At 38.7% G+C, this 15,275-nt stretch carries 12 protein-coding genes and 1 pseudogene; 11 read left to right on the forward strand and 2 right to left on the reverse strand.

The window, feature by feature from the left end:
- Nucleotides 1-134: 134 nt before the first annotated feature.
- Nucleotides 135-1,502, reverse strand: coding sequence for a DUF1329 domain-containing protein (locus ACYVIL_RS18845; RefSeq protein WP_460314143.1), 1,368 nt, complete (start codon nucleotides 1,500-1,502; stop codon nucleotides 135-137).
- A gap of 15 nt (nucleotides 1,503-1,517) precedes the next feature.
- The gene (locus ACYVIL_RS18850) at nucleotides 1,518-3,368 is read right to left on the reverse strand and encodes a DUF1302 domain-containing protein (protein WP_460314145.1); all 1,851 of its coding nucleotides are present in this window, start codon (nucleotides 3,366-3,368) and stop codon (nucleotides 1,518-1,520) included.
- Between the two features lie 175 nt (nucleotides 3,369-3,543).
- On the opposite strand from ACYVIL_RS18850, the gene ACYVIL_RS18855 reads away from it, so the two are divergent.
- From ACYVIL_RS18855 to ACYVIL_RS18905, 11 genes and pseudogenes are all read left to right on the forward strand, one after another.
- Entirely contained in the window at nucleotides 3,544-4,581 is a 1,038-nt protein-coding gene (locus ACYVIL_RS18855; RefSeq protein ID WP_460314147.1) for an AraC family transcriptional regulator, read from the forward strand.
- Nucleotides 4,578-4,718, forward strand: a pseudogene (locus ACYVIL_RS18860) (transposase); the annotation flags it as partial. The gene ACYVIL_RS18855 and the pseudogene ACYVIL_RS18860, both read left to right, overlap by 4 nt.
- A gap of 113 nt (nucleotides 4,719-4,831) precedes the next feature.
- Nucleotides 4,832-5,836 (forward strand): AraC family transcriptional regulator, encoded by a 1,005-nt coding sequence (locus tag ACYVIL_RS18865; RefSeq protein ID WP_460314149.1) that lies wholly within the window; start codon nucleotides 4,832-4,834, stop codon nucleotides 5,834-5,836.
- Nucleotides 5,837-5,926: 90 nt separating this feature from the next.
- Nucleotides 5,927-7,436, forward strand: a protein-coding gene (locus tag ACYVIL_RS18870) for an IS3 family transposase (RefSeq protein WP_191867398.1) whose coding sequence is annotated in 2 segments (ribosomal slippage) — nucleotides 5,927-7,140 and nucleotides 7,139-7,436 — 1,512 coding nt in all. Because the reading frame shifts where the segments join, the coding sequence is not laid out codon by codon here.
- A 728-nt stretch (nucleotides 7,437-8,164) separates the two neighbouring features.
- Nucleotides 8,165-8,605: a MaoC family dehydratase N-terminal domain-containing protein gene (locus tag ACYVIL_RS18875; protein ID WP_191867397.1), complete on the forward strand. Its 441-nt coding sequence runs from the start codon at nucleotides 8,165-8,167 to the stop codon at nucleotides 8,603-8,605.
- Nucleotides 8,606-8,632: 27 nt separating this feature from the next.
- Nucleotides 8,633-9,055: a MaoC/PaaZ C-terminal domain-containing protein gene (locus ACYVIL_RS18880; protein WP_191867396.1), complete on the forward strand. Its 423-nt coding sequence runs from the start codon at nucleotides 8,633-8,635 to the stop codon at nucleotides 9,053-9,055.
- A 26-nt stretch (nucleotides 9,056-9,081) separates the two neighbouring features.
- Nucleotides 9,082-9,909, forward strand: coding sequence for an SDR family NAD(P)-dependent oxidoreductase (locus tag ACYVIL_RS18885; protein WP_191867395.1), 828 nt, complete (start codon nucleotides 9,082-9,084; stop codon nucleotides 9,907-9,909).
- Nucleotides 9,910-9,918: 9 nt separating this feature from the next.
- Nucleotides 9,919-11,079, forward strand: a complete 1,161-nt coding sequence (locus tag ACYVIL_RS18890) for an acyl-CoA dehydrogenase family protein (protein ID WP_191867394.1) — start codon at nucleotides 9,919-9,921, stop codon at nucleotides 11,077-11,079.
- A 52-nt stretch (nucleotides 11,080-11,131) separates the two neighbouring features.
- Nucleotides 11,132-12,310 (forward strand): CaiB/BaiF CoA transferase family protein, encoded by a 1,179-nt coding sequence (locus ACYVIL_RS18895; protein WP_460314153.1) that lies wholly within the window; start codon nucleotides 11,132-11,134, stop codon nucleotides 12,308-12,310.
- Between the two features lie 4 nt (nucleotides 12,311-12,314).
- Nucleotides 12,315-13,484 carry a lipid-transfer protein gene (locus ACYVIL_RS18900; protein ID WP_460314155.1) on the forward strand — a complete coding sequence of 390 codons (1,170 nt, stop codon included), beginning with the start codon at nucleotides 12,315-12,317 and terminating at the stop codon, nucleotides 13,482-13,484.
- An 80-nt stretch (nucleotides 13,485-13,564) separates the two neighbouring features.
- Nucleotides 13,565-15,169, forward strand: a complete 1,605-nt coding sequence (locus tag ACYVIL_RS18905; protein WP_460314157.1) for a GMC family oxidoreductase — start codon at nucleotides 13,565-13,567, stop codon at nucleotides 15,167-15,169.
- The last annotated feature ends 106 nt before the right edge of the window (nucleotides 15,170-15,275 follow it).

Below are 15,275 nucleotides of genomic sequence, written 5' to 3' on the forward strand. Positions count from 1 at the left end.
TGAAACCTTATATAATTAAGTGACAAACATAACGAAGAAAATAAACTTAACTTGGGAACAGAATTATTGAAATAGTGTAAAGTTATAACCAGCACACTGGGTGCTAGTTATAACCTGTTCAATTAGCTTAGAAACTAACGACCTATTCGTCGTAATGCTGATGTTGAGAAGTCTCTACGTTTAGCCTCAATTCCCCATTTCATAAATATAGGCTCTTCATTACTTAAGCCGGTAACTAGATATCGACCAGAGTTTAAGTCGTATAAAGTTTCAGCAACTATCCATGGTGTATCTACGTCATAAAATTGAACATTATGCCCTTCAGATAATTTCCAAAGCTTGCCTCTACCGTCATATTGATCTACAACCGATACTCCCCATGAATCTTCATCAACAAAGAATGTACGTTTAGCATAAATATGACGGGCGTCTTCTTTAAGGGTCGCCTCAACTTGCCATACTCGATGTAACTCATATCGCAAAAACTCTGAGTTAAGGTGACCTTCTTTAACGATTGACTCGTACTTAGCGCTTGTATCAAGTAATTTATAAGAGTTGTAAGGGATATATAACTCTTTTTTACCGACTAATTTCCAGTTATAGCGATCTGGCGCGCCGTTATACATGTCGTAATTGTCAGAAGCTCTTAATCCGTCAGTACCTGCTCCTGGACTATCATAAGCAACATTGGGTGCACGTCTTACGCGACGTTGACCTGCATTATAAACCCATGCGCGGCGGGCTTCTTTAACTTGGTCTAGTGTTTCATGAAGTAATAAAGCGGTACCTGTTAAGCGAGCAGGCGCGGTGATTTGCTGTAAGTAATAAAACAACACGTTATCATCTTTTACCGCATCTCGCCCAGACACTAAAAAGTCAGGCCATACTAATTTATCATTCATATTTACAGCAGTGAAGGAACCGTCTTTTTGAACAGGAACGGTGACTAAAAACCGTTCAGCAGCCCCCCCGCGGTAGCGAGTCAAATGATTCCAAATGATTTCAGCGCCATTTTTGGGGATAGGAAACGGTACGGTAATACTGAAGTTTTTTAAGCCATTACCACCATCAACTAGCTCTGCAGTTGTCGCATTGGTTTTTGCAATTTCATATAAATTTTGGGGGTAAGCAGCTGTTCTTCTAGTTTGGTAAACAGGCATTTTATAATCGGCATATTTTTTGAACATCGCCAATTGACCATCGCTTAAATTAGCTTTGTATTGCTCTAGGTTTTCGTTCGTAATGACAAATAAAGCTTTCTCATCAGGAAAAGGATTGTCTGGGCGTCCTGAGTCTTTACTCTTAGTGGTATTTTTACTGTTTAAGCCTCCTGTCCACGCTGGAATGGTTCCGGCTTCATTGCCTGCTACTTCAGCACCAATAGGCGTTAATGATGTGCCTAATAAAGCCGCTTCATTTGATGACACTTTGGCTTGTAGAGCACTAGACATTACGCCTATTGATACCACCAGCAAGCTAATCGTTGTTTTCAATTTTTTCATCTATCTAATCCTTAATTAATACGAAAAGGCAAAGCTTAACGAAAGAAAATCTTTATCTGTGTTCGAGTTGTAGTCACCACCAGCAAAATTAGTATATGCAATGGTGAGAGAGTATTTTTGGCGGTATAACGCCTCCAATGAAGCCGCGGCTACGGTGCTACCTTCATTGAATTGAGCGCTATAACCATCTACATCGTGATACCAAGAAATTACAGGTTTTAATGCAATGCCAGCGAATAAATCAGGGTAATCAAACTCAACCCTTGTTCTATAGCCCCATGCCGAGTCAGTATTAAAGCCCCCCTCACCTGGTACGAATGTAGGATTACCATAAATGGTATCTCTACCATATTGAAAGCCTTGTTGAGCCATATCTTCTATGCCATCGGTTAAGGTTAAGCCAACCTCTCCTATAAAAGTTACTCTTGAAGCGCCTAGTACTTGATCAAAAAATTGTACAGCAGTTATCTGTATTTGTGTTATATCAAATGCGTCCCAAGCTTTTAGGTATTCACCACCTCCAACCGTTTGTAAACGTGCTGAAAACGGTAGCAAAGGACTTTCACTTAACGCCGCACCTACCGCATGGTTACCATTAATTTGAATAGGGGTATCTGGCTTATAAGAAACTTCACCCGATAAAGCCACACCACTTACATTGGTGGCAAAGCTTAAGCCATATACTTTAAGATCTTCCACAAATTCAATAGTATAGTTAGCATTGAGCGAATCTATATTATCTTTCGATAAATCTGTAATGTCGTAGGCATTCAGTAAGCTTGCTACTTGTGGATCTGCTGTTTGTGCCCAAGGAATAAAAGGGCTACCAGACAATTCAACAAAACCTGGTAAATCAGCAAATTCTGAGCGGTAAACACTGGCGATAGGTAAACGACTATGAATGTTCATAAAATATAAGCCAAATTCAGTGTCATTTAAGGCTTCAGAATAATAACGAAGAGCAAGACCATATTGCCCGCCGTCTTCAGGCTCTATGTCATCTACACGTTTAGAGTATACACCTCCAGCAACCGCTTGCGAATCATTACCTCCTGCGGTTATGAAGTTACAGCCGTCTGCAGCGTAATCAACGGCCGCAAAAAAAGTACCACAACCATCAATTTCTGTTTTACTCCATTCATATTGATAAAAGGCTTCAATACTTAAGTTTTCTGAAGCGCCTAAATTGGCATAAAGCAAACCAACAGGTAATAGCCCTTCCTTCAAAGTGGCCCCAGGGCGACGTAATGCACTGACATCTAGGGGGTTTATAGCGTTTATACCCCCTTGAATAAAGGTGCTTTCTCCCCAGCTAACCACTTGGCGACCTAAACGCACATCTAAAGGAGCATCACCTATATCGAAGCTGCCGTACACATAGGCATCAAGGATTTGTATACCTGTAAACTTTGAAGTATCACTAAAACCATCATCACTGAGTGGTTCACCGGCAACATATCCATTTGGTCCATTACCGTGAGGACGATCACCATCTTTTAACTCTAAGTCATACCAATATTTGACACGAAGAAATGCACCAAAACCATCCTTTTCCAGTTGAATATCATTTATCCCTTTAATGATAGTTGAGAAAGCATCATGCTTGCCAAAGTTCAAGGTGTCATCATCAGTTGTTGAAGAAAGCCCTGTTCCAGGAATACCATCAGCCAAATTGTTTGAGGAGTAAAACTTTGGGTCTCTATCTGACATTCTCCAACTAGAACCAACAGACAGTTGAGAGTTAATTGCCAATAATATGTCGTCATTTTCTCCGAAGTAAAAATCTGCTGCCTGAGCTGCCGGTGACGTGAGAGCTAAAACTATAGCCGCTCCCAATGAGACCTTCATGGTAGTGTTATTTTTCATTGTAATGCACTCTTAATGTTTATCATTAGATGAAATGTTAATGTTATGTTTAACTTGTTACATAAGATGACGTAGGGCGTTGGTTTTAACTAGTGCTTTTTACGTCAAAATGTATTTGTTTTGTCATTTTTAATCATTTTTATTGGGGTCTACATTTATCTTGTGGAAGTAAAATATGGAAGAAAGTTATACGGTACTGAGCGGTTGGATGATCTCTATTAAGCGTGCAATGGAGTTATTTGATCTTGATTTTGATGAAGCATGTCAAAATTTTAAGATTGATAGCCGAGCTTTTAATAACCCAGAATCAAGAACTACAGCAAAAAATATAACTAAAATACTTAATTATACTAACGCTAAGTTGAATCGGCATGATTTCTCCATTTCTGTTGCCAATCAGTTTCATCCTAATATATTTCATGCTCTTGGTTATGCCATGGTCTCGTCTGAAAGCCTACAAGCTGCTCTCCAATGCTTAGCTAACTACAAAAGAGTACTATCAAATACATGTAAGCTCACGGTGTTAGAAAGGAATAGTCAATTATTGGTTCATATGAATTTGTTTTGCCATAAAAGTACAGCGAGCCCTGTATTATCTTATGTTGGAGTTGAACTTTTTATTCTCACTGTAATTAAATTTTCTAGGGAGTTAGCAGGAGCAAATATTGTACCTTTGAAAGTGTTGTTTTCTTTTCCCGAGCCTAATCATGATACTGATTATTTAAATGACTACTTTAAATGTGATGTTGTATTTAATGCAGAAAAAACAACTATTGTTTTTGATCTTGAACAAACTCAAAAGCAATTGATAACGACTAATTCATTAATAACTCAAATGCATGAAAAAATTCTTGAAGAGTTCATGTCTCGTATAGATAAAAATGATTTAAAACATGTTGTAAAGTCAAAGATATTTGATCTTTTACCTTTTGGTAGCCCTTCTCAGCAAGTGATCGCTGAATCTTTAGGTTTTAGTCTTCGAAATATGCAACGAAAGCTAAATGAGCAAGGTACAAACTATCAGAGTCTATTAGAGAAAACACGTAAAGAGTTAACATTAGGCTATTTGAAGCAATTGCATTTGAGGTATGATGAAATATCTTATCTTGTTGGGTTTTCATACACTGCAAACTTTAATAGAGCATTTAAAAAATGGACAGGACAAACCCCTAGTGTTTACCGTGAATCATTAACAAAAAGCGTAGACAAATAAACATGCCAGAAGCCAAAATTTTAGCTTGTTTGAAGGAACTAAAGTGGCCAAACGGATTTATTTGCCAGTGCTGTGGCCATGAGCATAGCTATGAAATAAGTGCTCGTCGTTTATACGAATGTACGTGCTCCAAAAAAGCAAACCGTCGTTTATTGAAAAACAGATGCCTAACCGATTGTTAAATTTAGCTATAATTTGTGCTCCTTTGAAATACCCCTGAGTCAAACCAAATGCAGAGGCATGTAAAAAAATGAATAGAAATGAATTATTCTCTACCAATAAGTTTATTCAAGATTGTTGTTCAATTGCTGATTATGTAGGTATGTCCAAGAGAGATTTTTCACAAGCAATAGGCTTACCATTTGAGTGCATTGATGAACCCCAAGGAATTATCTCCTTACACTACATTATAGAGTCTTATAAAGTGCTTTTAAGCTATACAAAAGATGAATTATTAGGTACTCAAGAAAAACCGCTCCCTAGAGGAGCTATTGCTTTAATGATCAAATCTGCATGTGCAGAAAAAACATTATCAAAGGCTTTAACAGCCATTGATAATGTTAATCGTGTATGCCAAAGCCCCATAGCAGCAAATTTAATCCTTGAAAAGGATATAGTGCGGTGGCAATTTTCTTTTGTAACAAAAAATTCTAACCACTATTTATTCGCTATTACTATGCTTACTTGTATTGCGAATAGAATGTTAAGTATGTTATTGAAAAAAGAGGTTCCTTTGCTCTATATATCCTTTAAAGACGATGAACCAGTGAACCTATGCGATTATCATTTCTTATACAACTGTCCGGTTAAATTCAATCAAAATTATAACGAGCTCGTTTTTGATAAAGCATGGCTAAACAAACCTGTTTTATGTAACTATAAAGATGTGGAAAAACAATTAAGGGTACCATTATCTATAACAAGTCATTCTTTTGACTCTTTGGGGCTTATAAGCCAGATTAAAAACATCATTTCTTTATACCCTAGAAACCAATTTCCAACTCAAAATGAACTTGCATCGGAACTTGGAATATCTGTTCGAACCATGCAACGAAAATTAGAGTTAGAAAACTCTAATTACATGGTAATCAAAGATGACTTTAGACACAAAAAAGCCTTGTTTTACCTTGAGCATACAACTAAGAGCCTTGAATGTATTTCAGAACGATGTGGTTTTAGTGAGGTTGCTTCCTTTACCCGTGCTTTCATTCGTTGGCAGGGGTGTACGCCGTCAAAATACAAATCGATACTGTAAACTTCCTGATTACCCATATTGTTAATTTGCATCCAAAATTGATCCACTGAGGGTGCGGCTAAAAACTTGGACTACTTTAGAGGTAGTCTTATGTATTCATATAAAGAACGCATCAAAGCAGTTGAGCTTTACATTAAACTAGGCAGAAAAGCGTCAGTTGCGGTTCGTATGCTTGGGTATCCATCAAAAAAATATTTACGACAATGGGTTCTGATTTACGACGAAACTGGTGATCTGCCCAAAAATTTCAAGCGGAAACCTACGTACACGACCGCACAAAAACAAGCAGTGATTGACCATTATCTCAACAATGGTCAATGCTTTACTCACACACAGAAAGTAATGGGATATCCCTGCGCACATACATTCAATAAATGGCATGATGAATTGAAATTTCAAAAGTCACATAGGCGGAAAAAAGGAAAGTCTCAACAACGTTTATTTTCGAAAGAAGAAAAAAAAGCGGCGGTTATTGAACTTTGCACACGAACGGATTCTGCTGATGCACTAGCAAAAAATATTGGTGTTTCGCGCGAATCACTGTACATATGGAAAGACCAATTACTGCCGCCAGAATATACAAATACCATGGCTAACAAGAATTTATCATTGAAGAATGCCAATAGTCCGCAACTTGAAGAACAACTGAAAGATTTACACCTTCACATGCACAAATTACAACTTGAGCATGATATTTTAAAGAAGGCAAATGACCTACTAAAAAAAGAGCAAGGCATCAGTCACGAGCGCCTAACAAATCAAGAAAAGACCACTCTGATTGATGCCTTGCGCGACAAGCATTGTTTTAAAGAGCTTCTCAAAACGGTGAAATTGCCGCGAAGTTCGTATTTTTACCACAAGGCTCGGAGAAAACTGCCAGAAAAATATAAAGAGGCTAGAGAGTCGATAACTGATATTTTTAATACCAATTATCAGTGTTATGGCTATCGACGCATTCACGCAGAAGTCCGGAAATTAGGAATAAGCATTGCAGAGAAAGTAATTCGTCGTTTGATGCAAGAAGAAAACCTTATTCCACATTCAAGTCGCAAACGACGTCAATATAACTCGTATTACGGCGAAATAAGTCCGCCAGCGAGTAACCTGATTAATCGCGATTTTCACTCGAACGCGCCAAATACAAAATGGCTCACTGATATTTCCGAATTCCAAATTCCAGCTGGCAAAGTATACTTATCGCCAATTGTAGACTGCTTTGATGGCATGGTAGTGAGTTGGAAAACAGGTAAACGACCTAATGCTGAACTGGTTAATACCATGCTTGATGACGCTATTGTTACATTTGGGCCCTAGGGAGCAACCCATTGTGCACTCAGATAGAGGAGGACACTATCGGTGGGAGCGCACAGATAGCGCCAGTTTGACTCGCTCTATGTCTCGCAAAGGCTATTCACCTGACAATGCTGCTTGTGAAGGTTTTTTTGGTCGCCTTAAGACTGAATTTTTTTACCCGAGGGATTGGAGTAATTCAACACTCGAGCATTTAATGGCGGAAATCGACAATTATATAAAATGGTATAATCTGAAACGCATTAAGATATCACTTGGAGCGAAAAGCCCAATAGAGTATCGACTCTAAGAGGTGCGGCTATCAGGAAAAGCTCCCCTGTCATCGAAGATGTTTGCGTTTTACCGCATGTACATTCGTATAAACGACAGCACTTATTTTTTAGCACTGCTTATTGCCATAGTATGGTTAAATAAATCTCTCTGACCACTGCATTTTATTCAAATAAACAAATTTCTTAAAGCCTTCCATATCATTGCTGCTGCTGGCGGGTTTCATATATTGGCGTACGTGGGCGCTTTTCAGAGGTAAGGTCCAGTATCACTTGGGCTCAGCTCTGGCCGCCGGTCGCGGGAATAGCCTTTGATGATCGAAATGGTATTGATGCCATCGTTTACCCGCTATGGTCAGCAAAATACCTCCACCCGAACCTGGGTCGCCAAAAGGAGTCGTCCAAGGGTGATTAATCTGCAATTTGAGTGCAGCTATTTATTTTTTAACGCAGTGTGCCCGGCCACGAGAGAAATTGAAGTTTTGGTTACCCTTATGTCAATAAGGAAACAATGACATACCATCTTCAGCAGGAGGCAAATATGTGTTTAAGAGGCGGGTAAGGGGGCTATTAACAATTCAGCAGCAACTAATGAGAGCATACCCATTGTTTTTATACGCCAATTTATTTTAAAAAATGGCACTTACCACCCTATAGGCCTAGTCAAAAACACGTTATTTTATAGTGATGTACCAAGTGTTTTTATGTTTTTAACTCAATTTAACTTATTGTAAAATAAGAGGTTTATATGTTGGACTTAAAGGATGTAGGGAAGTCGTTCGAGCCTGTCGTTGCGAGTGTAGAAAAAGGACGGCTGATTAATTTTGCTAAGTCGATAGCAGAAGATAACCCAATTTACACTGATGAGCTAGCGGCCAAAAAAGCTGGATACGATTCATTGCCAGTCCCACCCACTTTTTTGTTTTGCTTAAAGATGGATGTGCCAAAGCCGTTTGAAAATTATCAAAATATTGGTGTTTCTTTAGAGAAGTTATTACACGCAAATCAAAGTTTTACTTATTTTAAATCAGCAGTAGTTGGCGACGAACTTACTTTTTATTCAAATGTTGAAGATATATATGCAAAAAAAGGTGGTGCGTTAGAGTTTTTAATTGAAAAAACCAAGGTTGAAAACCAAAGTGGTGAACATGTTGCTGATTTAGAAACAACATTGGTAATAAGAAATTAAGCGTGTGGAAAACGAAGGGGAAATAGAATGATTCTTTTTGATGAAATTATTGTTGGCGACCATTTACCAGTTTTGAATACAAGCAAAATATCTCGGACTACATTAGCTTTATATGCCGGAGCTTCTGGCGATGTTAACCCTATTCATATTGATATCGATTTTGCCAAAAAGGCGGGGCTGGATGATGTTTTTGCGCACGGGATGTTATCAATGGCTTATTTGGGACGTTTGATTACCAACTGGGTTGATCAGCGTTGTATACAAAGTATAGATGTGCGGTTTATGTCCATAACGCCTGTTTACGCACAAATAATTTGCACCGGCATTATACAAAAAATCGATATCGTTGATAAACAAAAAATAATTGAAATATTGGTCGAGGCGAAAGACGAAAACACGGGAGATATTAAAATCTCTGGTCTTGCCACTATCAATTTAACTAGAACTTAAAGTGAATATTTTAATGAGAAATGATTATGAATAGAAAATTGGAAGGAAAAATAGCACTGATTACAGGATCTGGAAGAGGTATAGGTAAGGCCTTAGCACTGAAGCTTTCAAGTGAAGGTGCAAAGGTGGTTATCAATGATTTAGATGAAGTGCCAGCTAACGAAACAGTTGCAGAAATTAAGGCTAAAGGGGGGGAGGCTATTGCGGTTGTCGGCAGTGTAACCCAAGAAGGCTTTGCTGATAGATTTATAGCTGAGGCTGTAAGCGCTTTTGGCGTACCCGATATCCTTATTAATAATGCTGGTTATACGTGGGATGCAATGATTCATAAAGCATCAGATAAACAGTTCGATGCTATGTACGAAATTCACCTCAAAGCACCGTTTCAACTTAACAGAGCTTTTGTGCAAGCAGTAATTCCTGTTGCAAAATCTGAAGCTGAAGCAGGAAAAGAGGTTTTCAGAAAAATAATCAATATATCTTCGATTGCTGGTGAATATGGAAACATAGGGCAAGTTAATTACTCTTCTATGAAATCTGCGTTATCCGGAATGACCAAAACCTTAGCAAAAGAACTTGGTCGTCATAAAATCAATGTTAATGGTGTTGCTTTTGGTGTTATCGAAACCCGGTTAACAGAAGCAACAGATGAAAAGAAAACCATCGTTATTGATGGTAATGAAGTAGGTGTTGGCATCCCCGAAAAAGTGAGTGCAGGTTTTGCAAGAATGATCCCATTAGGGCGCAGTGGAACAGCAGCCGAAGCAGCCGACGGGGTGTATTTATTTTGTACGCCAGAATCAAATTACATCAGTGGCCAAATGACGGTTGTTGGTGGCGGTTTAAGAATGTAGGAGAGTGACATGTTACCTTTTTATTGTAGTTGGATTGATGAAGATTTACGTATTTTTTCAGAATCTATAAATAAGTTTATAGATCAAGAAATTGAACCATTTTATGAAAAATGGGAAGAAGACAAATGGATGCCTAGGGAAGTTTGGAATAAATTAGGTGAAGCTGGCTTGTTATGTGTTGACATACCCGAAGAGTATGGTGGTTTTGGAGTTGACTTCAAGTTCGCAGCTTTAATTTATGATAATTTTTATCGCCGTGGTGTCGGTGCCATAGCGGGGGGTGGTATTGGTGTTCATGCCGGTATCGTGGCTCATTATATATTAAATATGGGAACAGAAGAGCAAAAGCAAACTTATTTACCTAAAATGGCAAGCGGTGAGTGTGTTGGTGCTATTGGTATGACAGAGCCCGGTGCGGGTAGTGATTTAAAAGAAATAAAAACATCCGCTAAGAAAGTCGAGGGTGGTTATATCATCAATGGTAGTAAGACCTTTATTTCAAATGGTCAGCATTGCGATATTGTTGTTATGGCCTGTAAAACAGACCCTAAAGCGGGTGCTAAAGGTGTTTCATTATTTATTGTTGAAACAAAAACCGAAGGCTTTGTTAAAGGTAAAAAATTAAGCAAATTAGGTATTCATCAACAAGACACCTCTGAATTGTTTTTTAACGATATGTTTGTTCCTGATAATGCATTGTTAGGTGAAAAAAACCTTGGCTTTATCACGATGATGAAAGAGCTGCCTCGTGAAAGATTAGGGTTAGCCGTTGGTGCACAAGCCGCTTCAGAAGGTATGCTTGATATTACTTTGGAATATGTCAAAGAGCGTAACGCTTTTGGCAAACGTGTGGCTGATTTTCAAAACACTCGTTTTAAATTGGCAGATTTGGCAACGCAAGTTCGTGTGCAAAAAGCTTTTATGGATCAATGTATTACACTTTTAGCTGACAACAAGCTTGATGCTGTTACTGCCTCAATGGCCAAGTTGCATTCTACTGAATTACAAGGAAAAGTGGCAGATGAGTGTTTACAGTTTTTTGGAGGTTATGGCTACATGACAGAATACCGTATTGCCCGTGAATATGCCGATGCAAGAGTTCAGCGTATTTATGGCGGATCGTCAGAAATAATGAAAGAAATAATTAGTCGTGAATTAATCAAAGATTAGTGCCTTTGAATTCAAGTATTAATAATAGCTATTTTTCAAATAAAGGCCGCTTATGGCAGCATTATCAAACTTAAAGATATTAGACTTTTCAACCTTGCTTCCTGGCCCTTTTGGGACATTAGTTTTGGCAGACCTAGGCGCGCAAGTTTTGCGCGTTGAAGCCCCAGGGCGTCTTGATTTAACTCGGGAGTTAGGTGAGAAGGATGATGGCTCATCTTATGTGCACCGTTATTTAAATCGTTCAAAAAAATCTATTGGACTTGATTTAAAAAAACCTAAAGCGATAGATGTTGTTAAAAAGCTCATCTGTGAGTATGACGTTGTCATTGAGCAATTTCGTCCAGGTGTTATGGCTAAACTTGGTTTAAGTTATGACGTATTAAAAACAATAAATCCTAAGTTAATTTATTGTTCATTAACAGGCTATGGTCAAACAGGCTCTTATAAAAATAGGGCGGGGCATGACAATAATTATTTAGCGCTTGCTGGTATTCAAGATTACAGTCGAAGAAAAAACCAATCGCCCGTACCTGCAGGCATCCAAATTGCGGATGTTGCAGGTGGCTCGATGCATTTAGTGGCAGGTGTTCTTGCTGCGGTTGTTCAGCGTTTAGAAACAGGTGTAGGGCAATATATAGATATTAGTATCACTGATGCAGTATTTACCTTAAATGCTATGTCTGCTGCTAGTTATCTCGGCTCTAATAAAGAAACGGGGCCAGAGCAAGAGCTATTAAATGGTCAGCAGTTTTATGATTACTATGAAACGCTTGATCAACGTTATTTTTCTATTGGCGGTTTAGAGCCTCAATTTAGAGTAGGTTTATGTAAAGCGCTCGAAATTCCCGCATCAATAGATTTAGCCATGTCTCCAAAAATCGAAGATCAAACAGCATTTAAAACTCTGCTTCAAGGCATTATTAAAACGAGAGACTTTACAACATGGCAAGCGTTTTTTAGAGAGCTAGACGTTTGTGTTGAGCCTGTATTAACGCTAGCGGAAGCATGCAATCACCAGCTAATTCAAGATCGCAATATGATTGTCAATGTTGAGGGTATATCACAAGTTGGCTGTGCAATTAACATGTCTGAAAGTGAGCATTGTTATCGTTTTAAAGGTGTGGAATTGGGCGCAAATAATAATATTTTAATGAATGAATTTTCATTCAGCCAAGACGAATTTGATCAACTTACTGTTGACGGCGTTTTTGGTAAAAAAGAAGAGGAATAAATCAATGAGTAGTGTAATTGTAGCCGGCGTAGGCATGACTAAATTTTGTAAACCAGGTCAGCAAGAACCGTATCGCGTAATGGCAGCTAAGGCAATTAACGAAGCCTTAACTGATGCCGGTATTCAAGCAAAGCAAATTCAGCAAGCATACGGTGCATACATCTATGGAGATAGTACCTGTGCTCAGCATGCTTTTTATGACGTTATTCAAAGCGGTATTCCAATTATTAACGTTAACAATAACTGTTCGAGCGGCTCTAGCGCTTTGTTTTTAGCGCGTCTAGCTGTACTTTCTGGCGAGGTTGATTGTGCATTGGCGTTTGGTTTTGAAGAAATGCAACCAGGTGCTTTAGGCTCACATTGGGATGATAGAGAAAGTCCATTTGATCGCGCAGTTCCTGTATTAGAAAAATTTAATGCGCCACAAGGACCTTTGGCATTACAAGCATTTGGCGCTGCGGGGAGACATTATATGAATAAATACAATGTTGAAGCAGACATATTTGCAAAAGTATCAGCTAAGTCTCGTAGCCATGCGGTTAAAAACCCTTATTCAATGTTTACTAAGCCATTAACATTTGAAGAAGTGTTAAATGACAAAGTTATTTACGATGGGTATATGACTCGTTTAATGGCTTGTCCTCCAACGTGTGGCGCAGCAGCAACGATTGTCTGTAGCGAGGCTTTTGCTAAAAAACATGGTATTAGCAATGGTGTGAAAATTTTAGCGCAAGCGATGGCAACAGATACCGAAAAATCTTGGCAAGACCCTATTTATGCCGCAGGTAAAGGCATGACCGAAATAGCGGCCCAACAAGTATATAACAGTGCAGGCATAAGCCCGGAAGATATTGATGTAATTGAGTTGCACGACTGTTTCACTACCAATGAAGTAATAAGCTATGAAGGCTTAGGTTTATGTCCTGAAGGTGGCGCGGAAGCGTTTATTGCCAATGGAGATAATACTTATGGGGGTAAGTTTGTTATTGGACCATCGGGCGGTTTAATGTCAAAAGGCCATCCTATCGGCGCAACTGGCTTAGCACAATGTACGGAATTAACGTGGCATTTAAGAGGTCAAGCAGGTGATCGCCAAGTTGAAGGTGCAAAACTGGCTCTGCAGCATAACGTAGGTTTAGGCGGTGCGGTTGTAGTGACGCTTTACGGCAAGTAAATATAAACAACAAAAATCATGATTTCTTAAAAAACAGAAAATGATTTTTATAATTTCCAAATTAGGTATGGGGAAGCTTTATGTTTGATTACATTATTGTTGGTGGTGGCAGTGCTGGTGGCGTGCTTGCTAATCGTTTAAGTGAAAACGTTAATAATAAAGTCTGCTTAATAGAAGCTGGAAGCGCAGATAGTTCTATTTTTGTTTCTACGCCGGGAGCCTTCGGTGCTCATATGTATATGAGAAAATTTAATTGGGCCTTTAATAGTCAACCGGACGCTGGTACAAGCAGCAGAGGACAGTTTTGTCCTCGTGGTAAAGGGCTTGGCGGTAGTAGCTCAATTAATGCAATGGTTTACACTCGTGGGCATAGTAGTGATTATGATCATTGGGCAGCGTTAGGCAACCCAGGCTGGGGTTTTAAAGATGTTTTACCCATATTCAAAAAATCCGAAGATAATGAAAATGGTGCCAATGAATATCACGGAGAAGGAGGTTTGTTATCAGTTTCAAGTGTAGACAGGAACTATTACAAGCTTGAAGATATGTTCATTACAGCGGCTCAAGAAGCAGGTGTGCCATTTAGAAATGAGTTTAATGACAATGAGCTTGAAGGTATTGGTAATTACCAATTTACTATTAAAAATGGTCAACGAGCTGGCGTTCGAAAATGCTTTATAGAGCCTGCATTGCAACGTAAAAATTTAACCGTGATCACTGAAGCACACGCAAGCAAAATTTTAATCAAGAATAAAAAAGCGGTGGGAGTTCAATACCAACAACAAGGAGAGTTGAAAGAAGCTTTTGCCAGCCAGGAAGTTATTGTTAGTGGTGGAACATTTAATTCACCACAATTATTAATGCTTTCAGGTATTGGTGATAAAGATGAACTTGAAAAATTTGGTATTGAATGTGTACATGACTTAAAAGGGGTTGGAAAAAATTTACAAGAGCATCCTACCGTATCTGTGGTGTGTAGTAGCTTGAAAAAAGATGGTTTTTCATTATCTCCAGGCGCACTAGCGACACGTACCAAAGAACTTATACAGTTTGCTTTAGGTAAAAAAGGCCCATTAAGACATTCTATTACTCGCGTTGGTGGTTACTTGAAGTCTTCTAATGATGTTGAAGTGCCTGATGTTCAGGTTCATTATGTGCCAATTTTGTTTGATGATCATGGACGTAATCTTGATTTATTCTTCCAACATGGTTTTACCGCGGAGCTCAATGTCTGTCGCCCGAAAAGCATTGGCCAGGTAACATTGCGCAATGCTAATCCAGCCTCTGATCCGCTTATTCAGCTCAATTTGCTAGACGATCCTTATGATATTGATGTATTGGTCAAAGCGGTTAGAAAAGTGAGAGAAATTTTTAATATGCCAGCGTACAGCCAGCATAAGGGCGAAGAACTCTTTCCAGGGAAAGATTGTCAAACAAATGAAGAGATAGCTCAGGCTATACGCGATAAAGCATCGCATGTATACCACCCTGTAGGCACTTGTAAAATGGGTAATGACGATATGGCGGTAGTTGATGCCAGTTTGAAAGTTTATGGTATCGAATCTTTACGTGTGGTTGATGCATCTATTATGCCTTCTTTAATTTCTGCAAATACCAATGCCCCCACAATTATGATTGGCGAAAAAGCGGCTGAAATGATTTTGGCCGATAGCAATAATATATAGCACTCACTAAATAGGAAACAAAAAAATTTGTTGTCAATGTGTTCTATTTCCCCCAAGAAAACATATTTTTTCGAATTTAGTACATTAGACAACTACACCAATGACC

Source organism: Aliiglaciecola aliphaticivorans (assembly GCF_054782055.1).